The following is a 23,642-nucleotide window of genomic DNA, read 5'->3' as shown; positions in this document are numbered from 1 at the left end:
CAGATCCGCGCCTGGCTCAGTCCCGCACCGCCACCGGTTCGGTCCGCTCCGCCCGCTCGAAGAGCAGCGCGTCGTCGGCGATCGACCCGTGCCGCAAGGTGATCAGGTCGCGCAGGTAGTTCATCCGTAATCGCCACGGCGCGCGGTCGCCCTGGATCGGGAAGTGGCTCGCGGCCCGCTGCACATATCCGGGATTGAAGTTGAGGAACAACGATTCCGCACCGACCGAGGGGTCGCGCACCGGCGTGCAGCGCGCGTAACCGCGCGCGTCCATGTGCCGGAGCAAGCGAACCAGGTACTCCGACACCAGATCGGCCTTGAGCGTCCACGAGGCGTTGGTGTAGCCGATGATGTAGGCGAAATTCGGCACGTCCGAGAGCATCATCGCCTTGTAGGCCATGCTGTCGGACAGGGTCACCGGCCGCCCGTCCACCGCGAGGTCGATGCCGCCGAAGGCGAGCAGGTTCAATCCCGTTGCGGTAACCACGATGTCGGCGTCCAGCGTCGCACCGGAGGCCAGTCGCAGGCCGGTCTCGGTGAACGTCTCGATCCGATCGGTGACGATCTCCAGCTTGCCCTTGCGGATGGCGCGGAAGAAATCGTTGTTGGGGGCCAGGCACAGTCGCTGATCCCACGGGTTGTAGCTGGGCGTGAAGTGTGTGTCGATGTCGTAGCCCGGCGGCAGCCAGCGTTGCTGATAACCGCGGATTCGTTCGCGCACCCACGCCGGATAGCGTTGGCTCAGTTGGTAAACCGTCGTGGCCAGCGCCACGTTCTTGGCTCGGATCAGGGCGTAGGCCGCGCGCGGCGGCAGGCGGCGGCGCAGCTTCATGGCGAGGGCGTCGCGGGCAGGCCGGGAAACGATGTAGCTCGGGCTGCGCTGCAGCATGGTCACGTGCGCGCCCTGCTCGGTGAGCGTGGGGCCCAGCGTGACCGCGGTGGCGCCGCTGCCGATCAGCACCACCTTCTTGTTCGCGTAGTCCAGGTCCTCGGGCCAGAACTGCGGGTGCACAACAGGTCCGGCGAAGCGGTCGACGCCGGGAAAGTCCGGGGTGTAGGCCGCGTCATAGTCGTAATAGCCGGAGCAGGACAGCAGGAAGCCCGCGGTGAGCACGACCGTCTCGCCGCTGTCGGTCCGTTCGGCCCGCACGGTCCAGCGGTTGTCCGCCGACGACCATTCGGCGCGCAGCACCCGATGCCCGAACCGGATGTGCCGGTCGATGCCGTTCTCCGCGGCGGTGTCGCGCACGTAGTCGAGAATGGAGTCACCGTCGGCGATCGACTTGTCACCCAGCCACGGCTTGAAACGGTAGCCCAGGGTGTACATGTCGGAATCGGAGCGAATTCCGGGATAGCGGAACAGATCCCAGGTTCCGCCGATCGCGTCGCGGCTCTCCAGGATGGTGTAGGTCCGCTGCGGGAAGGCCCGCTGCAGGTGATAGGCCGCGCCGATACCGGACAGTCCGGCTCCGACAATGAGCACATCGACGTGCCCAGTAGCGGTGGTCATCGCTATCTCCTCGACTAATCGGCGGAATGCCCCAGCCTAACGACCCAGACAGTATTCCGGCGTGCCCGCGCGGACGACTCGCGCACCCCTTTATCACCGTGAATGCGTGCCCGGTGCGGGTTCTGTTCGGCCGCAACATAGTTGAGGCTTGTACGACCTAGCGTGTGCCGAGCGGGGCATTCAACTGTACGACGCGCAGTGAAGTCACTCACATCGCCCTGGCACACCACCCATAGTTCCCCCACAACGCGTAGGTAGCCAATCATTAGCCGACTCGTGGCGGCGACGCGATGCACAGCCCAGGTTCGCGTCGCCGCACCAACCCCGGAAACCATTGGCAACCCGCACTATCGGTCTCGTATCCACCGCACCACCGCGCCATAGCCAGTCGGTCACCAGTTAGTGATACTTAACGAAACATGTACTTCTGCACAGTGATCGAGCCCAGCTTCTGTGCCATAGGCATTCGTAGTTACCGTCGGGTAGTGTCCGTCGCACCGAAGATCAGAGACGATCCGGAACCGTTTCTTTCCACGATTTCCAGGAGCGCGCGTGTCGCATTCACGATTCGAATCCATCGGCGCCTATCTGCCTTCGAATATCGTTACCACCCAAGAGCTGCTCTCCCGGTTGAAGGAACCGCCGTCTTTCGATCTCGAGAAAATCACCGGCGTCAAAGAGCGCAGGGTGCACGACACGAACCCGGACAGCTACGAGGACTCCTTCGCGATCGCCATGAAGGCGGCCGAAGACTGTTTGTCCAGGTCGCGATACGAAGCAGCCGAGCTCGACGTGATCATCTCCACCTCGATCACCCGCAGCAACCACGGCAGCCGCATCTACATGGAGCCGTCCTTCGCCGGTTCGATAAGCCGCCTTATCGGGGCGAAGAAGGCCATTACCTTCGACGTGTCGAACGCCTGCGCCGGGATGCTCACCGGCACTTACATTCTCGACCGGATGATCCGCTCCGGCGCGGTGCGCAACGGCATGGTGGTGAGCGGTGAGGCCATTACTCCCATCGCCGACACCGCGGTGGCCGAGATTTCCGAGAAATACGATCTGCAGTTCGCGTCGCTGTCGGTGGGCGACTCGGGCGCCGCGGTCGTGCTCGACGAGGCGGTCGACGACAACGACAAGATCCACTACATCGAGATGATGACCGCAGCGGAGTACTCCGAACTGTGCCTCGGCATGCCGAGCGACAAGAGCCAGGGTGTTGCGCTGTACACCGACAACCGCAAAATGCACAACGAAGACCGCTTCCTTTTGGGCACCGACAGCCAGATCAACTACCTCCAGGCGCGCGGGCGCACCTTCGCCGACGAGAACTTCGACTACGTCATCCATCACCAGTTCGGCGCGGCCGCCATCCCGTGGATGAACGCCATCTGCGAGCGCGAGTTCGGCGCGCCGATGCCGCCGGATCTGCGGGTCATCGAGAAGTACGGAAACACCTCAACCACTTCGCACTTCATCGTGCTGCACGATCAGCTCAGCGAGCAGAACATCCCGGCGGGCTCGAAGCTGCTGATGATTCCCGCCGCGTCCGGCATCGTGACCGGCTTCCTGTCCACCACCATCTCGTCTCTGAAGGTCTGAGGTCAGCCATGGGCGTTCGCATCAAATCCATCGGCATCAGCCGGGACACGCAGAGCAGTGTGCAGAACAGCGGCCTGGCCGCGAAGCAGAGCCTCGAGCGCGCCGGTGTCCGTCCGGACCAGGTCGGCGTGCTGATCAACGCCGGTGTCTTCCGTGACTCCAACACCGTCGAACCGGCCGTCTCCGCGCTGATCCAGAAGGCGGCGGGCATCGGCCTGGAGTACGCGAAGAACGACCCGAGGACCTTCTCGTTCGACCTGATGAACGGGGCGACCGGCGTGCTCAACGCGGTTCAGGTCGCCACCGCCATCCTGGCGACCGGCAGCGCCGAGCACGTGCTCATCGTCGCCGGCGACGGTCATCCGTCGATGACCCGATCGGCCGCCACCGACGACTTCCCCTATGCCGCTTCGGGAGCCGCGCTGCTGCTCGAGCACACCGACGAGCCGGACGGCTTCGGCCGGGTGCACACGGTGAACGGTGACGGCACCCCGGCGGTCGAGGCGTATGTCGACACGGCCACCATGGGCACCGTCGGCCGCGGCGTGATGACCGTGGACCGGGAACCCGGCTTCGCGGACCGGCTGCTGAGCGTGGCCACCGAGGCGGCGCGGGCCGCGCTCGCCGACGCCGGGCACACCGACCTGGCCGGCACGGCGCTCATCGCGTCGACGCCGAGCTCGGACTTCCCGGCCCGGCTCGCCCAAGCCCTCGGCATCGACGAGGATTCGGTGCGCACGCCGGACCTGACCGACGGTGACCCGCACACGGCGTCGCTCCCGCAGGCCTACGACCGCGCGATCGTCTCGGACACCCTGACGGACTTCACGCACGTGCTGTTCGTCGCGGCGGGCGCGGGCCCGTCGGCGGCGGCGGTGCTGTACCGGCTGCCCGTGCTCGCCGGGGCGGCTGCGTGACCTCGGCGACCTACTGGCAGGCCATCGACCGGTTCCGGGCGTTCGCGCGCGCGGAACCGGATCGAGAAGCGGTGATCTACCCCGACGGGGCGAAATCCGCTGACCTGCCGTCCTATCGGCACGTCACCTACCGCGAGCTCGATGACTGGTCCGAGGCGATCGCCGAGCGGCTCACCGCGGCGGGCGTCGGCACGGGCACCCGCACCATCGTGCTGGTGCTGCCGAGTCCCGAGCTCTACGCGATCCTGTTCGGGTTGTTGAAGATCGGTGCCGTGCCCGTGGTGATCGACCCGGGGATGGGCCTGCGCAAGATGGTGCACTGCCTGCGCGCGGTCGAGGCCGAGGCGTTCATCGGCATCCCGCCCGCGCACGCGGTGCGGGTGCTGTTCCGGCGCAGCTTCCGCAAGGTACGGACCACGGTGACCGTGGGCAAGCGCTGGTTCTGGCGCGGCGAACGGCTGGCGGCGTGGGGCACCACGCCGTCCGGCGTCGCGCCCGAGCGGGTACCCGGCGCCGCGGCCGACGTGCTGGTGATCGGATTCACCACCGGCAGTACCGGACCCGCCAAGGCGGTCGAGCTGACCCACGGCAATCTGGCGTCGATGGTCGAGCAGGTGCACACGGCCCGCGGCCGGATCGCGCCGGAGACCTCGCTGATCACCCTGCCGCTGGTCGGGATACTCGATCTGCTGCTCGGATCGCGGTGCGTGCTACCGCCGTTGATCCCGAGCAAGGTCGGCGCCACCGATCCCGCGCACGTGGCGCACGCGATCGAGAAGTTCGGCGTGCGGACGATGTTCGCCTCCCCCGCGCTGCTGATTCCGCTGCTGCGCCACCTGCGGCAGCGGCCGACCGAGCTGAAGACGTTGGGCAGCATCTACTCCGGTGGCGCGCCGGTACCCGACTGGTGCATCGCCGGGTTGCGCGAGGTGCTGGCCGAGGACGTGCGGATCTTCGCCGGATACGGGTCGACCGAGGCCTTGCCGATGTCGCTCATCGAGTCCAGGGAGCTGTTCGACGGCCTGGTGGATCGGGCGCACCGCGGCGAGGGCACCTGTATCGGGCAACCGGCGGACCAGATCGAGGCCAGGGTGGTCGCCATCACCGACGAACCGCTGCCGACCTGGGCACGGGTCGAGGAACTGGCCGATGACCTCGAAAGTTCGCGGGGCATCGGCGAACTGGTTGTCGCGGGCCCGAATGTCAGCACGCACTACTACTGGCCGGCGGAGGCGAACCGGCAGGGCAAGATCGTCGACGGCGACCGGATCTGGCATCGCACCGGCGATCTCGCCTGGATCGATGACGAGGGCCGCATCTGGTTCTGCGGACGCAAGAGTCAGCGGGTGGTCACCGCCGACGGGCCGATGTTCACGGTCCAGGTGGAGCAGATCTTCAATACCGTTGCGGGCGTAGCCCGGACGGCGCTGGTCGGGGTCGGCGCGCGCGGTGCGCAGCAACCCGTGCTCTGTATCGAACTGAAGCCCGAGGCCGACGGCGCGGCGGTCGGGGCCGCGCTGCGGGCCCGCGGGTCGGAGTTCGAGCTCACCCGCCCGATCGCGGATTTCCTGATCCATCCCGGGTTCCCGGTCGACATCCGGCACAACGCCAAAATCGGCCGGGAGCAGCTCGCGCAGTGGGCGACCAAGCAGATCGGAGCCGGTGCTTGAACGCGAAAACTATGGCACTGCGGTCGATTCCGATTCTCGGCTGGCTGTACCTGGCCGGCGGTGTGCTGGCGATCGCGGCGGATCGGGTGCCCGAGAACCGGGTGCTGCGCGCCGCGTGGTGGATCGACGCGTTCCTCAGCGTCGTGGTGCACGCGGCCCAGATCCGGCCAGCGCTGCGGGCGGCCGAGGGCTCGGACCGCTCCCCCGTCGAGACCGCGGTGTTGACGCAGATCTTCGGAATGACTTGGTGGCGAACGCAGGAGGCGCAATGAGCAAGGTGTTGGTGACCGGCGCTTCCGGGTTCCTCGGCGGGGCGCTGGTGCGCAGGCTGGTCCGCGACGGCGCGCACGAGGTGTCGATTCTGGTGCGGCGCACCAGCAACCTGGCCGACCTCGGCACCGACGTCGACCGGGTACGGCTGGTCTACGGCGATCTCACCGATCCGGCGTCGCTGGCGGCCGCCACCAACGGCGTCGACATCGTGTTCCACAGTGCCGCACGGGTCGACGAGCGCGGCACCAGGGAACAGTTCTGGCACGAAAACGTCCGCGCGACCGAACATCTGCTCGAGGCGGCGCGCCGCGGCGGCGCCTCCCGGTTCGTCTTCATCTCCAGCCCGAGCGCGTTGATGGACTACGACGGCGGTGACCAGCTCGACATCGACGAGTCGGTCCCGTACCCGCGGCGCTACCTGAACCTGTACTCCGAGACCAAGGCCGCCGCCGAGCGCGCCGTATTGGCCGCCGACACCGCGGGATTCACCACCTGCGCGCTGCGGCCGCGCGCGATCTGGGGCGCGGGCGACCGGTCCGGCCCGATCGTGCGGCTGCTCGGTAAGACCGGCACCGGGACGCTGCCGGACATCTCGTTCGGCCGCACCGTGTACGCGTCGCTGTGCCACGTCGACAACATCGTCGAGGCGTGCGTCAAGGTGGCGGCCTCGGATGCGGTGGGCGGCAAGGCCTATTTCATCGCCGACGCCGAGAAGACGAATGTCTGGGAGTTCCTCGGCGCCGTGGCCGCCGAGCTCGGCTATCAGCCACCGAGCCGCAAGCCCAATCCCAAGGTGATCAACGCAGTGGTCACCGTGGTCGAAACCATCTGGCGCATACCGGCGGTCGCGACCCGCTGGTCCCCACCGCTGTCGCGCTACGCCGTCGCACTGATGACGCGCAGCGCGACCTACGACACGGCCGCCGCCGCTCGCGATTTCGGCTACGCCCCGGTGGTCGACCGGGACGGCGGACTGGCCACCTTCCTCGCGTGGCTCGAAACCCAGGGCGGCGCCGTCGAACTCACTCGAAATCTGCGCTGAACCGCAGCACCCAGCCGGCACCGGAGGTCACCAATGAACCAAGCTTCGCGCAGCGATTCCGTGCGTCCGGCGACGAGTGGGCCCACCGGCACCGTCTTCCGCCGGAAGATCTCGCCCACCGAGCGCCTGTACTTCTTCACCAGGGAGGTGTCGCCGCCGTTCCTGATGCACCTGGCCGTGCACGGCGTCGGCACCCTGGACCCGAACGCCGTGCAGCGCGCGGTAGACGTGGCATCCGCGGCGAATCCCGGTGCCCGGCTGGTCCGCGACGGCAGGTACTGGGTGGACAGCGGTGTGCCCGCCCAGGTTCGGGTGGTCCCTGGGTGGACGCTCGACTACGCCGCGCTGGAAGACGATGCGGTGCTGAACAGCCCGATCGGACCGACCCCGGAGCGGACCACCGAGGTACTGCTACTGACCGGTGAACAAACCACCCTGGTATTCCGTGTCTTTCACGGAGTGATGGACGGGATGGGTATGCGGATGTGGGCCGACGACGTGCTGCGCGCGCTGCGCGGAGTGGCGCCGGTCGGTGCGCCGGATCCGATCGCCGACGCCGAGTTGGTGGCGCGGGTGGGTGCGCCGGGCAAGCAGACGCTGGTACTGCCGACTTATCCGGCGCCGACCGGGCGCGGACGGCAGGATCCGAACGCGCCGCGATGGTTGCTGCGGCACCGCACCATTCACGCGAACGGCAAGGGCATCGTCGCGCGGGTATCGGCGATCCTGGCCGCCGAGAACGGTGCCGGGTCTCGCTTCATGGTGCCGGTCGACCTGCGCAGGCATGATCCCGCGCTGCGCTCGACCGGGAATCTCGCGCTGCCCCTGTTCGTCGACGTCGCGCCCGGCGACAGCTGGGAAACGGTCAGCGCCCGCATGCGGGCCGGGCTGCAAGGCAAGACCGAGCTGAACCAGCTCGACAACGGTGGCCTGTCGAAGTTCCCGCCCGCCGCCGTCCGCACGGTGCTGCGGGTGAGCAACTGGCTCGGGGCCAGGTGCAACCGGAACATGGTGTCCGCCACGGTGTCGCACATGGGCAGCGTCGACCTGGACGAGATGGCCGTGCCGGGGTGGACGCCGAGCACGATGCGGGTGCTGCCGCAGCACAGCGGGGCGATGCCGTTGCTGTTCGGCATGGTCGAGTCGCGCGGGCAGCTCGAGCTCACGGTGTCCTGTCGCAACGGGGCAGGCGTCGAGCCCCGGCTGGAAGCATTGCTCGACAAGATCGCCGCAACCCTGGAAGCCGATCTCGCACCCCACGATTTACCGGCGCGATGACCGGCTGGGCACGGTTCGTCATCGCCCGGCCGCGCACGGTCCTCGCCGTGGTCGTCGGGGTGATGCTGCTGTTCGGCCTGCTCGGGCTGAATACCGCCGACAAAGTCAGCGCGGCAGGCTTCACTGACCCGCACAGCGAGTCGGCCGCGGTCGACCGGCTGGTCCGCGAACACTTCGGCCCGCAGACGCCTGACGCCGTCGCGCTGTACACCGCGCCCGACGGACAGACGCTCGACGCCATCGGTCCTCGGGTGCAACAGTCGCTCGCCCGGATCGATCCCGCGCTGCTGGAGCGCCCGGTCGAAACCTATTGGAACAGTGTGCCGCCGCGGAAACAGTTCCTGCGCTCCGCCGACAACCGACAGGCGCTGGCGGTGGTGTTCCTCGCGGGTGACGACAATCGACGCGTCACCGCCTATCCCGATATCGAAGCGGCGCTGCGGGTTCCGGGTATCGACACCAAGCTGTCCGGTTACAGCGCGTTGGCGACGCACATCAACAGTCAGTCGCAACACGATCTGGTGCGCGCCGAATCCCTCTCGCTACCACTTACTTTGCTGATCCTGGTGCTGGTGTTCGGCGGCGTGGTCGCGGCGTCGCTGCCGGTGGCGGTCGGGGTGCTCGCCGTGCTCGGCGCGATGGGCACGATACGTCTGCTCACCGAGTTCACCGAGGTGAGCACGTTCGCGGTGAATATCGCGTCGCTGCTCGGGCTCGGCATGGCGATCGACTACGGGCTGTTCCTGGTGACCCGATTCCGGGAGGAGCTCGCCGGTGGCCGTGATATCGAGTCCGCCATCGAACGCACCTGTGCGAGCGCCGGGCGGACCGTCGCCTTCTCGGCGCTCCTGCTGATCTGTGCCTTCGCAGGCACTTTCGTGTTCCCGCAGGCCGTGCTGCGGTCGCTCGGGTTCGGCGCGATCGCCGCGGTCGGGCTCGCCGCCGGTCTTTCGCTCACCGTGCTGCCCGCCATGCTCACGCTGTTCGGCGCTCGAATCGGTAAGGCGGGCAGCAAAGATCGCACCGAGCGGTTCTGGGGCCGGGTGGTGGACGCGGTGCTGCGCAGGCCCGGCCTCGTCACCATCGTGGTCGGCGCGACACTTGTGCTGCTCGCCGTGCCGCTCACCGGCGCGAAGCTGGGCGACATCGATCATCGCGCGTTGCCCGCGGGCAACGAAATGCGCTCCACCGTCGAGGAACTCACCGCCGGGTTCCCCGCGGCGAGCAGCGGGGTCACGGCGGTGCTGCACGGCCTCGATGGTCCGCCACAGTCGGCCGCGGTGGATGCCACGAGCACCGCGCTCGGCCGGGTGGCCGGTGTCCGGCAGGTGTTCCAGGTGGGCCGGGCCGAGGATTTCGTCGTGTTCCACGCGTTTCTCGACGCCACCGACCGCAGCGAAAACGCCTCGGCCACTGTCGGAGAAATCCGTGCGTTGACTCCCCCGGACGGCACGGTGCTGCGGATCGGCGGCGACACCGCCGCCACCGTCGACAGTGTCCGCTCCATCGTGCGCGCCATGCCCTGGATGATTCTGGCCATGGTGAGCGCGACCGTGCTGCTGCTCGCGGCGGCGTTCCGATCGATCGTGTTGCCGCTCAAAGCCGTAGCGATGGCCTTCCTCAGCCTCGCCGCCACCTTCGGCGTGCTCACCTGGATATTCCACGACGGCCATCTCGCGAGCGTCCTCGGTATCAGTCCGGGTCCGCTCGCCGCGGGCATGCTCGTGTTGATCATCGCGGTCGTCTTCGGTTTGTCCACCGACTACGAGGTTTTCCTGCTGTCCCGCATGGTGGAGGCGCACGCGGCGGGGGCCGACACCGCGGGATCGGTCCGCATCGGCACGCTCAAAACCGCCCGTGTCATCACCGCCGCCGCCACCTTGCTCGTTATCGTCACCGGGGCCTTCACGCTTTCGCCGTTGACGCCCATGCGTTTTCTCGGACTCGGCATGATCATCGCGTTGCTGATCGACGCCACCCTGGTCCGCATGCTGCTGGTACCTGCGCTGGTCGAACTCATGGGCTCGGCCAATTGGTGGACTCCCTTCCCGCACCGCCGCCGCATTCCCGCCACTGTCGAACCCGCGAAAGAAACGGCCTCGATTCGGTAAGACAGGCAGCGCGGATGTTCCAAGCACACAGCGCAGGTGCCCGATACGCCTGGAACATCCGCGAATGTCCTATTTGCGGGCTAGATTTCATACCGATCGGTCGCCACGCCGCACTGAAGATTGCAATACCTCCAGTGACTACCCAGGCTTAGCTCCCATGTCCGCCGCCTGCCCCTCCTGCTCCTGGCCCTCGCCCATGCTCGTCTCCGCACACGGGGCGGTGCGCTATTTGCGCTGCGTATGTGGCAGGTTCCTGGTGTCGCACGGTGGCGGGGTGGACCTGGTGTCCGGCCGGAGTGCCTGCGGCACACCGAAGGCGGCCGAGCACCTCGAGCTGATTCCGCTGCCCGAGGGGTAACCCAGCGGGCCAGCTGATCGCGTCGCTCACACTCCGTGCCGCCGCTCGGCCGACACCAACTCGCCGACGCCCGCTTCGCTGTCCAGCGAGAACGGGTTTCGGTATGCGTCCACCGCCCGGCGGGTGTCCTCGATAACCAGGTCGGCGTTGATCTGGGCTGCCGCGAAGGCGCCCGCGGCCGCGGCTGCGCCGACCTGTGCGGCCAAGTCGGTGACGTTGCCCGCGACCCACACACCGGGCACGTCGGTACGGCCGGTCGCATCCGCCGGGATGTGCTCGCCCATACCCGAAGGGTGCTGTGCTGGCCGAAGCCCCAGTGCCGCAAGGAAATCCGAGCGCGCCACCATCCGGGACTGGACCGTCACCGCCGCGCGCGGGACCACCGTGCCGTCGCTCATGCGCACGCCCGCCAATCGGTCATCGACGATCTCCAACGCGGCCACTTCGCCTGCCACCACCCTGATGCCACGGGCAGCGAGTTGCTCCGCCTCCTCGGCAGTCGGCGACGGCATGGTGTGCGTGAAGAGAGTGATGTCGGCACTCCACTGGCGGAACAGCAGCGCCTGGTGCACCGCCATCGGTCCGCTGCCGAGCACGCCGATCGCTTGGTCGCGCACCTCCCAGCCGTGGCAGTACGGGCAGTGCAGCACGTCTCGTCCCCACCGCTCGCGCAGTCCGGGGACCTCCGGCAGCTCGTCGACCAGGCCGGTAGTCACCATCAGCCGCCGAGCGCGAACCGTCCGGCCGTCGGCCAGTGTCACTGTGAATCCGTCGTCCACCCGGTCCACCGCGGTGACCGCACCGGTGACCACCTGGCCGCCGTACGCACGCACCTCCGCGCGGCCGCGCTCCAGCAGTTCGCCCGGTGCCATTCCCTCCCTGGCCAGCAGTCCGTGCACGCCGGTCGCCGGGGTGTTGCGCGGCGCGCCCGCGTCGATCACCACCACCGAACGCCGGGCCCGGCCCAGCATCAGCGCCCCGCTCAATCCGGCCGCGCCACCGCCGACAACCACCACGTCATAGCCGTCTTTCAGCTGTTCAGTCATCTCGACCACCTCCGCGACCACCATGCGGCCAGACCCGGCATATGCGCAAACTTTGTTGCCGATCTGGCAAGATGGCGGCATGGACGACGATCTCGATCAGGCCCTCGACGCGGTCGGACCACGGCTGCGCGCGCTGCGCAGGCAACGCGAAACCACCCTGGCCGACCTCTCGGCGGCCACCGGCATCTCGGTCAGCACCCTGTCGCGCCTGGAGTCCGGCGGCCGCCGCCCGACCCTCGAGCAACTACTCCCCCTGGCCCGCGCCCACGGCGTCACCCTCGACGAACTCGTCGATGCCCCCGCCACCGGCGACCCGCGCATCCACCTGCGACCGGTCACCCGACACGGCATGACCATCCTCCCGCTCACCCGCCGCGCGGGCGGCATCCAAGCCTTCAAGATGGTGATCGCGGCCGACTCCCGCCGCAGCGAACCCGCGCCGAAGACGCACGAGGGCTACGAATGGCTCTACGTCCTCAACGGCAAGTTGCGGCTCGTCCTCGGCGAACGCGACCTGATTCTCACTCCCGGTGAGGCCGCCGAGTTCGACACCCGCGTACCGCACTGGTTCGGCGCCGCCGACGCCGAACCCGTCGAGTTCCTCAGTCTTTTCGGCAAACAAGGTGAACGCGCACACCTGCGCGCCCGGCCCAAACCACCCGAGCGGTAGGCGCCGAGAAATTCGGTCGAGTTCCCCGCGTCGGCCCGGTACGATCCGACTCGTGGAGTGATGACCGATGCCGAGTGCGCCCGCCGAATAACGCTGCCCCCGTAGTGGTTCAGCGCCCGGTGGTGCTGCCCGTATCCGTCATCACTCCGCTTACCCCTGGGACGACCATGACCGACAAGACCTTCCTTTCGCACGTCACCGAACGATTGGCCACCCTCCCCGGCGTCCACGCCGTCACCCTCGGCGGTTCCCGCGCGCAAGGCACCCACACCGCGGACAGCGACTGGGACCTCGCCATCTACTACCGAGGAAGATTCGACCCCGCCCCGCTCCGTGAAATTGGCTGGGCTGGTGAGGTTTCCGAGATCGGCGGTTGGGGCGGTGGCGTCTTCAACGGTGGGGCGTGGTTCACCATCGACGGCCGCGAAGTCGACGTCCACTATCGCGACCTCGATGTGGTCGAACACGAACTCGCCGAGGCCGAGCAAGGCCGATTCCATTGGGAGCCACTGATGTTCCACCTCGCCGGTATCCCCAGCTATTTGGTGGTCGCCGAGCTGGCCATCAACCAGGTGCTGCACGGAACGCTCCCCCGCCCGAACTACCCGGCGGCCCTGCGCGCGGCGGCACCGCCGATCTGGCGGAGTCGTGCCACCATGACGCTGCAGTATGCCAAGTCCAACTACGTCTCTCGCGCCCAATCCACGGAAGTAGCAGCGACGCTCGGCATCGCGGCAATGCAGACCGCACACGCGATTCTCGCCGCTCGCGGTGAATGGGTTACCAACGAAAAGCGACTGCTGGACCGAGCTGGGCTACGGGGTATCGACGCGATCGTCGCTGGGCTCGCGCCCGAACCGAAGTCCCTCGCCCGAGCAATCGGTGAGGCAGAAGCGTTGCTGGACAAGTGATCACGGGGAACTGGTGGTCCGACCTCTCGGGCGATGCCACCACCAGTTCCACCTGATCGGTCGACCAGCCGCCGAGGGCTCAGTTCGTGAGCGGTGGACGTAGGCGGCTTTGTAGTCGGTGGCTGTGGTGTCCGTAGTTCGGATCGTTCAGTGGCGCGGCGACGAAATCGTTAGGGCGCAGACGACGTCCGAGCCGAGACTCCAGGCAGCCGATACACAGAATGCTGTCGGCCGAAGCGGCAGCGGATGCCCACACGGGGTCATGCACCGTGTACCACTCATCCGGCCCGTCGACCGGGGCGGTCGGCAATCCGCAGTCATCACAACGGAATTCGTCTCGCTGATACTGCGGATGCCGACCACCGCTCAGCCATGCCAAGAAGCGCAATGCCAGTCTCGAAATGCCCTGAGCCAACACCTCATTCGCTGCGACTAGGCACGCCGCTGCACGCTGCCTTTCTTGATGCACGAGGTACACACCTTCATCCGCACGGGCGCACCGTTCTGCACGGTCCGCACCGGCTGAATATTCGGATCGAACCGGCGACTCGTCCGCCCCTTGACGTACCGCCGCTGCGCACGGCGTCCGGCGCGGGCTACCCGCTTGCCGAAACTCGGCTTCTTACCGCATACGTCACATTGAGCAGACATCGTCTCTCCTGTTCTCCGACGGCGATGGCCATCGGCTCGGCATCTGGGTTGTTCGCAGCGATATTGTCGGTGGCGAGGGACGAGTCCTGCGCTGCGTTTACTTCCCGGATGTATTGACGTGCACGCTGCTGACCAGCTGAAATGGCGGACCGTGCGAGCATTGCTCGGCTGCCGACCGATGCAGATCGCACGCCACTGCATGCAAAATGCACATCAAATCCATCCCCGACCAACCGCTATCCGGATCGCCTCGATGCGATTACGAGCCCCGACCTTGCGGTTGATAGCGGCCAGATTATTGCGAATCGTCCCCGGCGAAAGATGCAGCGCCGCAGCGATCTCGACGGGTGTGCGCCCCTGCGCGGCAAGCCGGAGAATGTCGAGATCCCGGGCACTGAGCGGATTGCCGGGCCCGCCCAGGGCTTCGGCCACCGCTTGCGGTTCCAGCACCCGATCCCCATGGGCAACCCTGCGCACAGTGTCGGTCAACGCCTCGATCGATGCCCCCTTACTCAGTACCCCCTCCACCCGCACCGCCAACGCCGCCCTCAGCGCATCGGGCCTGCTCGGGCCCGTCACGATGATCACGCGACAATCCGGCACCGCCGACTTCAACCGCGCCGCAGCCGAAATCCCATCCAGCCCTGGCAGCTCCGCGTCCAACAGCGCCAGATTCGGCCGAGTACGGAGCGCACCCGCCACCACTTCGCTACCCAACGCCACTTGCGAAACCACCTGCACGCCGGGCTCACCCGACAGCGCGGCAGCCACCGCTTCACGGGGCAGCCGCATACCACCGGCGATCAGTACGCGAATCATGAGACGGCCCCGAGGGTCTCCGAAGACACAAATACTCCTGTTGCGACAGTCGGCAAGAGATACGGGCAGGCCAGGGCCGCGCACGCCAACTGCGCACAGAAATGGAGACAGGTACGACAAAACCCAGGCCGCGGGAGAAGCCGTCCACGACAGACCCGGAGCACGCGTCAGCGGCTCACGGGTTCAGTGCCGGAAAACGGCTACGCGGCCTGAGCAGGAATACGTCATCACCTCGGAACTCGATCGAAGCACCCTACGCGCTCCGCAAACGCCACCACCCTACGACCAACAGCCACCCACGCCAACCCATTTTCGACCCACCGCCGGCATGTCCGGCCGTCGCATGTCCACCGATCGGTGGACACCGAGTTCGACCGGTCGAGGCTGTCGGCGACAACACGTGACCGAGAAGTATTCGGGGCATGCGAAATTACTTGGTAGCCATAGCTGGATGGAGTGCGCGCCGGCCGTGGCTCGCCATTGTCGGATGGTTCGTCTTCGTGGCGCTGTGCCTCGGGATCGGGATGGCGGTCGGCGGGAAACCCGCGGCGACCGAGGACTTCCGGATCGGCGAGGCGGGGCGCGGGGAGGCGATAGCGGCCTCGGGGGGATTGCAGCAGCGGGCAGTGGAGCGGGTGCTGATCACCGACGGCGGGGTGCGGTTGGATGCGGCCGCCGAGAGCGTCGCGCGGGAGATCGCCGACCGGATGCGGACGCTGCCGGAGGTCGAGTCCGTTGCCGCGCCGGTGTATTCGGCCGACGGCACGGCGTTGCGGGTCGATGTGACCATGGTGGGTGCGGAGCTCGACGGCGATAAGCATGTGGGGGCGTTGCGGGCCCAGACCGAGGAGGTGGCGCGAGCAAATCCGGGGCTGCTGATCGAGGAGACCGGTGGACCCTCGATCAGCAGTGGGGTCGACGCGTTGCGTGGCCGGGATCTGGCGCGTACCGAGATGATCGCGGTGCCGGTCACATTGCTCACGCTGCTGGTGGTCTTCCGATCGCTGTCGCTGGCGCTGGTGCCGTTGCTGCTGGCCGTATCTTCCATTGTTGCCGCCATCGGGCTGGCGATGCCCGCGTCACATCTGTTCCCGGACAGTGGAGTCGGCACCAATATCATTCTGCTCATCGGGCTGGCGGTCGGCGTCGACTACACGCTGTTCTATCTGAAGCGGGCACGGGAGGAGCGCGATCGCCCCGGCGCAGCGCTGGACTCGCGGGCCGTGGTGCAGGTGGCGGCGGCGACTTCGGGCCGGGCCGTTGTGGTGTCGGGGCTCGCCGTCGCCGCCTCCACCGCGACCCTGTACCTCGTCGACGACGTGATCTTCTCCTCTATTGCGACCGCCGCGATCCTGGTGACCCTGGTCTCGGTGGCCAGCTCGCTCACCGCATTGCCCGCACTGTTGACGGTGCTCACCGATCGGGCCGAACGCCGTGCCGCGCGCCGCGCGGCCGGGCATGCCGCACCGGTCCGCCGCGCAGCGTCGCGCGGGCGGTTCACCGGGTTCATGCTGCGCAAGATCGCGGCGAAGCCCGCTGCGGCACTGACTGTTTCGGTTCTGGCGATGCTCGCGCTGACCGTTCCGGTCCTCGGCCTCGAACTCACCGATATGGGGCGCGAGACCCATCCGCGCACCATCCCGGCCATGCAGACCTTCGACCGGCTGAATGCCGCCTTCCCGGAACTGAAGTCGATGCACCACGTCGTCGTGGCGGCCGATCCGGCACGGGCGAACGAGGTCACCGACGCGCTGCGCGCCTTGGCCGAGCGGGCCGCGGACGATCCGGCCATGCTGCGGCCCGCTGCGCCGCGCACCTCGGCCGACGGCCGGGTCACGCTGCTGGAGCTGCCTGTCCCGCATCACGTCAGCGACGATGCGGCGCAGCGGTCACTCGAACGAGTTCGCGCCGACTACGTTCCCGACACGATCGGCGTACTCCCGAACATCGACTACGCGGTAACCGGTGACGTGGCCCGCTACGCGGACTACCCGAAGCATCAGCGGCAAAAACTGCCGCTGGTCATCGCCGGGTTGCTGCTGGTGACCTTCGCGCTGACCGCGGTGGCATTCCGTTCTCTCGTCCTCGGCCTGGTCGGTGTGGTGCTGAACCTGCTCTCGGCTGGTGCCTCGCTCGGCCTGCTGACCCTGGTTTTTCAGCACACCTGGGCCGAGCGGCTGCTCGATTTCGACTCGACCGGCACGATCGGATCCCGGGTCCCGTTGCTGCTCTTCGTCATCCTGTTCGGCCTGTCGATGGACTATCAGGTCTTCGTGCTGAGCCGGATCAAGGAGGCCGTGGCCAACGGTGCGCCGACCCGGCAGGCCGTGCTCGACGGTGTCGGCGGTTCGGCGGGCGTGGTCACCAGCGCCGCGTTCGTCATGGTGACGGTGTTCGCCAGTTTCGTTCCGCTGCACATCATGGAGATGAAGCAGATGGGCTTCGCGCTCGCGGCAGCCGTGCTGCTCGACGCCTTCGTGATCAGGATCGTGGTCCTGCCCGCGCTGCTGCTGCTCCTGGGTGATCGAACCTGGTGGCCGGTACGCTCTGCCGTCACCACCGCGGGCCGCGTGCCGGTGAAAGTAGTCTCATAGAAATGACGCAGCTGCCGCGCACCGACGATCGGTTCCGGATACTGCGGCGGAGCTACCTCGGGTGCTGGATACTCTTCGGCCTGTGCCCACCGCTGGTCGCGGTGCACGACCGCGTCGGCGTCGTCAAGTACGGGACGTGGGCACTGGTGGCCGTGCTCGCCGCGGGTTACCTGATCCTGCTGGCGTTTCCCAACGATCCCCGGGTGCGGTCGAGCGACTTCCTCGGCCTGCTCGTCCTGGTGCTCGGTGCGACGGCAATCCTGCTCGGCGGCGGCGCGGCGTTCTTCATCGTGTCGCTGCCGATGTTCTGGCTCTACACCGCGACCGCGCGCCAGGCGATCGGCTACATCGGCGCGGGCGCGGTGGCCACGCTGATCGGGACGGTCGCGGGGACGCGATTCTCGCCGGGCAATGCCGTTTTCACGCTGATCGGGCTGGCCGGCGGCGTGCTCTTCGGACTGTGGATCGACCGCGTGATCAAACGCGGTGACGAACGCGCCCACCTGCTCGGTGCCGAGCTGGAACGTACGCAATCGGAACTGGCCGCGGCGCACCAGCGCCAGGGAGCGGCCGAGGAGCGCGAACGGCTCGCACGGGAAATCCATGACACGCTCGCCCAAGGCTTCGCGTCCATCATCGTGCTGGCGGAGGCGGCGCGGCGCGGTATCGAGGCCGACCCGGTGACGAGCGCCAAACAGTTGCTGTCGATCGAGCGCACGGCCCGCGAGAACCTGACGGAGGCCAGAGTTCTCGTCGGCGCGGCTCCGTCGGCCGACGGCGCGACCGGGAAGATCGCGCAGCTGCTACGGCGGATCTTGGATCGGTGTGCCGAGGACACGGGGTTGACCGTGCATGCCGAGTTGGCTGACATCGAGTGCGACCAGCCCACCCGGATCGCGCTGCTGCGCTGCACTCAGGAATCGCTGGCGAATGTGCGCAAGCACGCGGGGGCCAGCACGGTGACCGTCGTCCTGACTCGCGGTCCACTCGACGTGGAGCTCGAAATCACCGATGACGGAGTCGGATTCACCCCACACGAAGCCCGTGGATTCGGCCTCGACGGTATGCGCAACCGCCTCACCGAACTCGGCGGCGAGCTCACCGTGACGAGCGCACCCGGTGCGGGCACCCGCATCTTCGCATCCCTACCGCCGAACGATCGGAACTGACATGGCCGAACGCCTCCGCCTGATCCTCGCCGACGACCACGTCGTCATGCGCGCCGGCATCGCGGCCCTGCTGGCCGCCGAGCCGTCCATCGATATCGTCGGCGAGGCGGCGGACGGCAGCGAGGCGATCGCGCTCGTCGAACGCCTGAAACCCGATGTGGCACTGCTCGATCTCCGAATGCCGATCCTGGACGGTGTGGCGGCCACCCGGGAAATCACCACCCGCAGCACAACTCGCGTGCTGATCCTCACCACCTACGACACCGACTCCGAGATCGAACGCGCCGTCGAAGCCGGTGCCATCGGCTACCTCCTCAAGGACACCACCCGCGACCAACTCGTCGCGGCCATCCACGCCGCATCCCGCGGCCGCACAGTGCTGGCCCCCCTGGTCGCCGAACGCCTGGTGGCCCGCATCCGCCGCCCCGCCCCGGTCACCCTGTCCCCCCGCGAGATCGACGTCCTGCGCGCGGTTGCGGATGGCCTCTCCAACCCGGAGATCGGCCAACGCCTCACCATCGCCGAAGCCACCGTAAAAACCCACCTACTACGCATTTTCGCCAAGCTCGACGTCAATGACCGCACCCACGCCGTCGTCGTCGCCCTGGACCGCGGCCTATTGTCTCGAACCAGCGGGACCACGTAGCTCATAGCTCGAGCCCTATGGCACCCGCCGGGCCGAGGTCGCGATCTTCGCCGACCGTTGCGCGATGGCGCACGGCCTGCCAGGGATTTCAGCCGAAGCTGCCGGTGCTCGGCTTGTCGACGACCTTGACGACGATGATATCGGTGACGGTCGCGTTGTCGTGGCTGCCGGTGGGACGCTCATAGGCGCAGGCGCCGCGCACGTGGATCTCTTCGCCCGCCGGGCGGTTGCCCAGCGAGGTCTGGACCATTTTGCCGTCCGGGATGGCGAAGGAGGTGGGGTTGTTGCCGCCGAAGATCTCGCCGGTCTTGTTGTTGAAGATCCAGCACACCCCTTCGGTGTTCGGGTTGCGGAACTTGGCCGAGACAGTGCCCGGAACCGAGAAGGTCTCCTCGATCACCGGTGCGTCGAGACCGGGGACCGCGGCGGCGGTGTTCGATGGGAGCACCACCGCTGCGGCGGACAACGCGAAAAGCGCGAGCACGGGAAGACTGCGATTGATCATGCCCGTGATGATGTCATCCAGGCGCCGGGCCCCCTATTTTTCGGGGCAGATCGCCGAACCGATTCGACCGCAACATTATTCGATCGGCTTCGATCTCCGACTCGGTCGGCCGCTGGCTCCGCAAGAGCTTGTCCGGCGGCACCGTCGGACCCCCTTACTGTTCCGGGGCGAGGATGGTTCCGGTTCCTTCCTCGCGGATGCGGATTGCTTCGATGGGGCAGGATTCGGCGGCATCGATGAGGAGGTCGTCGGGTGAGGCGAGATCGGTGATCGGGCTCGAGCGGCCGTCGACGAGGGTGAAGTGGTCGGGTGCCAGGCCGGTGCACATGCCGGAGCCGAGGCAGGTGGTTCGGTCGACTTCAATGCGCCACTGTTGGTCAGCCATCTGCGTTTCCCCTCACCAGGTCACCGGCAGTGCGGTCGGTCCGCGGACCAGCAGGCCGGTCTTCCACGGTACTTCCTCGAACGGGACGGCCAGGCGTAGCGTCGGGAAGCGTTGCAGCAGCGAGCCTATCGCGACTTGCAGTTCCAGGCGGGCCAGTTGCGCGCCGAGGCAGTGGTGGACGCCGTGGCCGAAGGCCATGTGCGGGTTGTGGATTCGGGTGAGGTCGAGCTGTTCGGCGTTGTCGAAGATGGCTTCGTCCCGGTTGGCGGCCTGCGTGTTCACGATGACCGCCTCGCCCGCGCGGACGGTGACCTCGCCCAGCGCGACGTCCTCGGTGGCGACCCTGGCGAACGAACCGCCGGAACCGAGTTGGACGTAACGCAGTAGTTCCTCGACGGCGGCGGGCACGAGTTCCGGACGGGCACAGAGCAGTGCCCAGTGCTGCGGTTCGCTGAGCAGGACGTAGGTGAAGTTGGCGATCTGGTTGGCGGTCGTTTCGTGGCCTGCGATGAGCAGGCCGATGCCGAGGTTGACCAGTTCGTCCTCGGTGAGTCGGTCCTCGTTGTCGCGGGCGGCGACCAGCGCGCCGAGCAGGTCGTCGGTCGGCCGCGCCCTGCGCTGGGCCACCAACTCGGCGAGGTAGGCCTCCAGAGCGACACGCGCGTCGTCGATCTGAGCCGGGGTGTGCGCGGTGGTGGACAGCACGGTGTCGGAGAAATCCCGGAACCGATGCTGGTCCGCGGTGGGGACGCCGAGCATTTCGCAGATCACCGTGACGGGCAGCGGCAGCGCGAGACTCTGCACCAGATCCGCTACCGGCCCGGCCGATTCGATCGCGGCCAGCCGCTCGTGCACGATCTCCTGCGCGCGCGGGCGCAGCTGCTCGACCCGGCGGCTGGTGAAGGCCTTGGCGACCAGCTTGCGCAGCCTGCTGTGCTCGGGTGGATCCATGCTGAGCAGCGAGTTCTGCCGCGACGGCAGCGGTGTGGTGCGCGGGATGTCCGCGCGGTCCACCGTGGCGGCGCGGCTGAAGCGCGGGTCGGCGAGCACCAGCTTGGCGTCCGCGTATCGAGTGACCAGCCAGCCCTCGACACCGTAGGGCAGCTGCACGCGGGAGACCGGTTCCTCCCTGCGCAGTTTGGCGAACAGCGGGTCCATGTCGAGGCGGACGGGTTCACCGAAAGGGTAGTGACGCACCTCGGTTTTCACGGTCATGCGGGTCTCCCTTCGCCGACGCCTGCCGGCGCGGTAAGCGATGTAAGCAAGTGCTTACAAGACTTCATGTTAGGGAGGTCACACTGCCCCGTCAACGGTCGGATTCCGTTACGGCGGTGGGAAATTCACGTCCACCCGAGCCAACAGCACCTGCGCGGCGCGCAGCACATGACGAGCAACCGTGGCCGGGTCGGCGCTGGCCAGCGGCTCTCTGCGGTGCACCGACCGCATCAATCCGATGCCGAGCAGCCAGGCGAGCAGCAGGTCGGCATACAGCTCGCTATCGGGGTCGTCGCTGAGCGTGGACAGGGCTCGGACGTACTCGTCGCCCAACTCGCGCCGGATCGCCGACACACCTTCGTCGTGCCCGCTGGACCGCAGCGCCGCCTGCAACCACTGCCCCTGCGCGACCGAGCCCGCGGGTTCGAGCGCCCGCGCGAGCAGCCTGCTCAGCAGCCCGTCGACCGACCCCTCCTCGAGCATGCGCCGCCCCTGGTCCGCGATCGCGGCCCGGAACAGTTCGTCCTTGGTGCCGAAGTAGCGGAACAGCAGCGCCTGATTCACGCCGGCGCGCGTGGCGATGTCGCGCACCGTGGCGCGCTCGTACCCCCGTTCGGCAAACAGTTCCTGCGCCGCGGTCAGGATCGCGGCGCTGGTGGCGGCCGAATCCCTTTTGCGGCTGACCGTTTCGTTCTCACTCGACATGCATCCTCCGGTTGCCGAATCTCCGGAAGAGCAGCGTAGAGCAGGCAACCGGTCCTGCGCTGACGTCGGCGGACGCCGCGCGAGCGAGCCGAAGGCAGGGCGCTAGACGCTAATGGCGGAAACCCACTGGCAAATCCGACATTTCACGCACCGAGCGCTCCGGCCAGCAGCGGCCAGGAATCGTGCAGATCCGTTTCGAACTGCCCCCAGGTGTGCGCGCCCTCGGGCCGGTTGATGTGCACCGCGGGCACACCGAGCTGCGCGAGCCTGCCTGCGAAGGCCGCCGTGCACGAGCTCGCGATGGCCTCGAGCGGCGGGAAGGTCAGCCCGCCCTGGTCGATCGCGCCGGGCGTGCCGGTGGCCGCGGACAGGTAGATCGCCTTCCCTGCCAGCGCGGACGCGTTGGCGAACGCGTCGTGCGCCCGCCAGAGTTCGCTGCCTGGCGCACCCCACATGTTCGCCGTATTGCCGCCGCCCCGCAGCACCTGCGCGTTCACCATCGCCGCGCCGACCGCGTCCGCACTCCAGGGGCACCCGCTGTACGCCGCGACGGCGCTGTACACCTCGGGCGCCTGGATCGCGAGGTCCACCGCGGATCCGCCACTCATCGACACCCCGGCGATCGCGTTGCGCCCGGTGCTGCCCAGCTCGGCGTCGAGAACGCTGGGGAGTTCGCGCGTCAGGTAGGTCTGCCACCGATTGCGCCCGACGGCCGGATCGTCGGCGATCCAGTCGGTGTACAGGCTGAACGCGCCACCCACCGGCATCACCACGTTGACGTGCTTGTCGGCGAAGAACTCCCGGACATCGGTGTCGTCCCACCACGAGATGCCGTCGACGCCACCCCCGATCCCGGTGAGCAGGTACAGCGTCGGCGCCGGGCCACCGGTCGCCCGAATCACCCGATTGGTCACCACCCGATCCATCGAGGGCGAGTAAACGTCCATCCGCGAGACCGACCCACCCAGCGACGCCTCGTCGACCAGCCGCGCCCCGGTCGGCACCGCCGCTACCGAGCCGACGGACAGCAGCGAAACCAGCAACACACCGACCACGGAAACCAGATATTTTGAAGCCGCCACTATCCCGTTATACCGCCGCGCGATCGGCCCAAAACCCGAAGTGGAAGACCAAGATTCGGGTCTTGACAGGGTGGTCGGCGTGCCGTGTGACGCCCCCGCCGGACCCGAGACCTGCTGCGATGACGCTGATCATGCACGGGGACATGCCTTGTCGATGCGTGCGGGAGAACGATCCCGGAAACGGCTGCACGACTGGCCGATTCACCACGAGGCGCGAACTCGGCGAATGCCCAGCATGCTTCGACGGCGATGGCCACGTGATCGTCGACGCGAATGTTCGCGGTCGGCGATCGGTCTCCTGCGTCGGCAAGCTCGCCGTGCGCGACCAGCCCGCGTGGAGTCGATGTCCGCGCAGCACGACAAATTTCAGTCCGTCGTCTCCCTGCCAAGAATTTACGAAAAACTCGACACGACGGTGCGTTACGCGTATAAGCAGTCAGCCACCGGCAAGCGAGCGCGCGTGGTGCACCAATTTGCAGACCA

At 67.6% G+C, this 23,642-nt stretch carries 21 protein-coding genes; 12 read left to right on the top strand and 9 right to left on the bottom strand.

Annotated elements, in window-relative coordinates; translation table 11 throughout:
* Positions 1–16: 16 nt before the first annotated feature.
* Entirely contained in the window at positions 17–1,510 is a 1,494-nt protein-coding gene (locus ACIHA7_RS21730; RefSeq protein ID WP_397292409.1) for a flavin-containing monooxygenase, read from the bottom strand.
* A 552-nt stretch (positions 1,511–2,062) separates the two neighbouring features.
* On the opposite strand from ACIHA7_RS21730, the gene ACIHA7_RS21725 reads away from it, so the two are divergent.
* The 7 genes from ACIHA7_RS21725 to ACIHA7_RS21695 are packed head-to-tail and all read left to right on the top strand — an operon-like array spanning position 2,063 to position 10,403.
* A complete protein-coding gene (locus tag ACIHA7_RS21725) occupies positions 2,063–3,112 on the top strand; it encodes a 3-oxoacyl-ACP synthase III family protein (protein ID WP_397292407.1) in 1,050 nt (349 codons plus the stop codon).
* Between the two features lie 8 nt (positions 3,113–3,120).
* On the top strand, positions 3,121–4,029 hold the full coding sequence (locus ACIHA7_RS21720; protein ID WP_397292404.1) for a hypothetical protein: 909 nt from the start codon (positions 3,121–3,123) through the stop codon (positions 4,027–4,029).
* Positions 4,026–5,699 carry a fatty acid CoA ligase family protein gene (locus ACIHA7_RS21715; protein WP_397292401.1) on the top strand — a complete coding sequence of 558 codons (1,674 nt, stop codon included), beginning with the start codon at positions 4,026–4,028 and terminating at the stop codon, positions 5,697–5,699. The genes ACIHA7_RS21720 and ACIHA7_RS21715 overlap by 4 nt, the downstream gene beginning before the upstream one ends.
* On the top strand, positions 5,696–5,971 hold the full coding sequence (locus ACIHA7_RS21710) for a hypothetical protein (protein ID WP_397292397.1): 276 nt from the start codon (positions 5,696–5,698) through the stop codon (positions 5,969–5,971). Before ACIHA7_RS21715 ends, ACIHA7_RS21710 begins: the two co-directional genes overlap by 4 nt.
* Entirely contained in the window at positions 5,968–7,014 is a 1,047-nt protein-coding gene (locus ACIHA7_RS21705; protein WP_397292393.1) for an NAD-dependent epimerase/dehydratase family protein, read from the top strand. Before ACIHA7_RS21710 ends, ACIHA7_RS21705 begins: the two co-directional genes overlap by 4 nt.
* Positions 7,015–7,047: 33 nt before the next feature.
* A complete protein-coding gene (locus tag ACIHA7_RS21700) occupies positions 7,048–8,292 on the top strand; it encodes a peptide synthetase (protein ID WP_397292389.1) in 1,245 nt (414 codons plus the stop codon).
* Complete coding sequence (locus ACIHA7_RS21695; RefSeq protein WP_397292387.1) at positions 8,289–10,403, top strand: MMPL family transporter; 2,115 nt, start codon at positions 8,289–8,291, stop codon at positions 10,401–10,403. The genes ACIHA7_RS21700 and ACIHA7_RS21695 overlap by 4 nt, the downstream gene beginning before the upstream one ends.
* A 384-nt stretch (positions 10,404–10,787) precedes the next feature.
* On the opposite strand, the gene ACIHA7_RS21690 is transcribed toward ACIHA7_RS21695, so the two are convergent.
* Positions 10,788–11,807: an NAD(P)/FAD-dependent oxidoreductase gene (locus ACIHA7_RS21690; RefSeq protein ID WP_397292385.1), complete on the bottom strand. Its 1,020-nt coding sequence runs from the start codon at positions 11,805–11,807 to the stop codon at positions 10,788–10,790.
* A gap of 79 nt (positions 11,808–11,886) precedes the next feature.
* Between ACIHA7_RS21690 and ACIHA7_RS21685 the strand changes: the two genes are divergently transcribed.
* Positions 11,887–12,477, top strand: a complete 591-nt coding sequence (locus ACIHA7_RS21685; RefSeq protein WP_397292381.1) for a helix-turn-helix domain-containing protein — start codon at positions 11,887–11,889, stop codon at positions 12,475–12,477.
* A 167-nt stretch (positions 12,478–12,644) separates the two neighbouring features.
* Complete coding sequence (locus ACIHA7_RS21680) at positions 12,645–13,388, top strand: nucleotidyltransferase domain-containing protein (RefSeq protein WP_397292377.1); 744 nt, start codon at positions 12,645–12,647, stop codon at positions 13,386–13,388.
* 432 nt (positions 13,389–13,820) lie between these two features.
* Here the strand turns inward: ACIHA7_RS21680 and rpmB are convergent, their stop codons facing one another.
* Together rpmB and ACIHA7_RS21670 are read right to left on the bottom strand one after the other, a co-directional pair.
* The gene (rpmB, locus tag ACIHA7_RS21675; protein WP_397292374.1) at positions 13,821–14,039 is read right to left on the bottom strand and encodes a 50S ribosomal protein L28; all 219 of its coding nucleotides are present in this window, start codon (positions 14,037–14,039) and stop codon (positions 13,821–13,823) included.
* A 213-nt stretch (positions 14,040–14,252) separates the two neighbouring features.
* Positions 14,253–14,858 (bottom strand): response regulator, encoded by a 606-nt coding sequence (locus ACIHA7_RS21670; RefSeq protein ID WP_397292369.1) that lies wholly within the window; start codon positions 14,856–14,858, stop codon positions 14,253–14,255.
* A gap of 422 nt (positions 14,859–15,280) precedes the next feature.
* Here ACIHA7_RS21670 and ACIHA7_RS21665 point away from each other — a divergent pair, with 422 nt between their 5' ends.
* From ACIHA7_RS21665 to ACIHA7_RS21655, 3 genes are read left to right on the top strand one after another with little or no spacing between them, the layout of a single operon-like run.
* On the top strand, positions 15,281–17,452 hold the full coding sequence (locus tag ACIHA7_RS21665) for an MMPL family transporter (RefSeq protein WP_397292365.1): 2,172 nt from the start codon (positions 15,281–15,283) through the stop codon (positions 17,450–17,452).
* A gap of 2 nt (positions 17,453–17,454) precedes the next feature.
* Positions 17,455–18,621 carry a sensor histidine kinase gene (locus ACIHA7_RS21660; protein WP_397292362.1) on the top strand — a complete coding sequence of 389 codons (1,167 nt, stop codon included), beginning with the start codon at positions 17,455–17,457 and terminating at the stop codon, positions 18,619–18,621.
* Between the two features lies 1 nt (position 18,622).
* The gene (locus ACIHA7_RS21655) at positions 18,623–19,267 is read left to right on the top strand and encodes a response regulator (RefSeq protein ID WP_397292359.1); all 645 of its coding nucleotides are present in this window, start codon (positions 18,623–18,625) and stop codon (positions 19,265–19,267) included.
* An 88-nt stretch (positions 19,268–19,355) separates the two neighbouring features.
* Here ACIHA7_RS21655 and ACIHA7_RS21650 read toward each other — a convergent pair whose 3' ends face one another.
* The 5 genes from ACIHA7_RS21650 to ACIHA7_RS21630 form a co-directional block, all read right to left on the bottom strand.
* On the bottom strand, positions 19,356–19,772 hold the full coding sequence (locus ACIHA7_RS21650) for a hypothetical protein (protein ID WP_397292355.1): 417 nt from the start codon (positions 19,770–19,772) through the stop codon (positions 19,356–19,358).
* A gap of 154 nt (positions 19,773–19,926) precedes the next feature.
* Positions 19,927–20,157 carry a ferredoxin gene (locus ACIHA7_RS21645; RefSeq protein ID WP_397292352.1) on the bottom strand — a complete coding sequence of 77 codons (231 nt, stop codon included), beginning with the start codon at positions 20,155–20,157 and terminating at the stop codon, positions 19,927–19,929.
* A gap of 12 nt (positions 20,158–20,169) precedes the next feature.
* The gene (locus tag ACIHA7_RS21640; RefSeq protein ID WP_397292348.1) at positions 20,170–21,372 is read right to left on the bottom strand and encodes a cytochrome P450; all 1,203 of its coding nucleotides are present in this window, start codon (positions 21,370–21,372) and stop codon (positions 20,170–20,172) included.
* 108 nt (positions 21,373–21,480) lie between these two features.
* Positions 21,481–22,077, bottom strand: a complete 597-nt coding sequence (locus tag ACIHA7_RS21635) for a TetR family transcriptional regulator (RefSeq protein WP_397292344.1) — start codon at positions 22,075–22,077, stop codon at positions 21,481–21,483.
* Positions 22,078–22,220: 143 nt separating this feature from the next.
* Entirely contained in the window at positions 22,221–23,159 is a 939-nt protein-coding gene (locus ACIHA7_RS21630) for an alpha/beta hydrolase (protein ID WP_397292341.1), read from the bottom strand.
* Between the last annotated feature and the right edge of the window lie 483 nt (positions 23,160–23,642).

Origin of the sequence: Nocardia sp. NPDC052316 (genome assembly GCF_044547795.1) — a bacterium.
GTDB lineage: Bacteria > Actinomycetota > Actinomycetes > Mycobacteriales > Mycobacteriaceae > Nocardia.
Note: the sequence above shows the minus strand (reverse complement) of the source record. Positions and strands in the feature narration are given on the sequence as shown.

Excerpts from the sequence above, each read along its gene's own strand:
- ACIHA7_RS21730 (WP_397292409.1), bottom strand. The coding sequence starts at position 1,510 with ATGACCACCGCTACTGGGCACGTCGATGTGCTCATTGTCGGAGCCGGA.
- ACIHA7_RS21720 (WP_397292404.1), top strand. The coding sequence starts at position 3,121 with ATGGGCGTTCGCATCAAATCCATCGGCATCAGCCGGGACACGCAGAGC.
- ACIHA7_RS21705 (WP_397292393.1), top strand. The coding sequence starts at position 5,968 with ATGAGCAAGGTGTTGGTGACCGGCGCTTCCGGGTTCCTCGGCGGGGCG.
- ACIHA7_RS21700 (WP_397292389.1), top strand. The coding sequence starts at position 7,048 with ATGAACCAAGCTTCGCGCAGCGATTCCGTGCGTCCGGCGACGAGTGGG.
- ACIHA7_RS21695 (WP_397292387.1), top strand. The coding sequence starts at position 8,289 with ATGACCGGCTGGGCACGGTTCGTCATCGCCCGGCCGCGCACGGTCCTC.
- ACIHA7_RS21690 (WP_397292385.1), bottom strand. The coding sequence starts at position 11,807 with ATGACTGAACAGCTGAAAGACGGCTATGACGTGGTGGTTGTCGGCGGT.
- ACIHA7_RS21685 (WP_397292381.1), top strand. The coding sequence starts at position 11,887 with ATGGACGACGATCTCGATCAGGCCCTCGACGCGGTCGGACCACGGCTG.
- ACIHA7_RS21680 (WP_397292377.1), top strand. The coding sequence starts at position 12,645 with ATGACCGACAAGACCTTCCTTTCGCACGTCACCGAACGATTGGCCACC.
- rpmB (WP_397292374.1), bottom strand. The coding sequence starts at position 14,039 with ATGTCTGCTCAATGTGACGTATGCGGTAAGAAGCCGAGTTTCGGCAAG.
- ACIHA7_RS21670 (WP_397292369.1), bottom strand. The coding sequence starts at position 14,858 with ATGATTCGCGTACTGATCGCCGGTGGTATGCGGCTGCCCCGTGAAGCG.
- ACIHA7_RS21665 (WP_397292365.1), top strand. The coding sequence starts at position 15,281 with ATGCGAAATTACTTGGTAGCCATAGCTGGATGGAGTGCGCGCCGGCCG.
- ACIHA7_RS21660 (WP_397292362.1), top strand. The coding sequence starts at position 17,455 with ATGACGCAGCTGCCGCGCACCGACGATCGGTTCCGGATACTGCGGCGG.
- ACIHA7_RS21655 (WP_397292359.1), top strand. The coding sequence starts at position 18,623 with ATGGCCGAACGCCTCCGCCTGATCCTCGCCGACGACCACGTCGTCATG.
- ACIHA7_RS21650 (WP_397292355.1), bottom strand. The coding sequence starts at position 19,772 with ATGATCAATCGCAGTCTTCCCGTGCTCGCGCTTTTCGCGTTGTCCGCC.
- ACIHA7_RS21645 (WP_397292352.1), bottom strand. The coding sequence starts at position 20,157 with ATGGCTGACCAACAGTGGCGCATTGAAGTCGACCGAACCACCTGCCTC.
- ACIHA7_RS21640 (WP_397292348.1), bottom strand. The coding sequence starts at position 21,372 with ATGACCGTGAAAACCGAGGTGCGTCACTACCCTTTCGGTGAACCCGTC.
- ACIHA7_RS21635 (WP_397292344.1), bottom strand. The coding sequence starts at position 22,077 with ATGTCGAGTGAGAACGAAACGGTCAGCCGCAAAAGGGATTCGGCCGCC.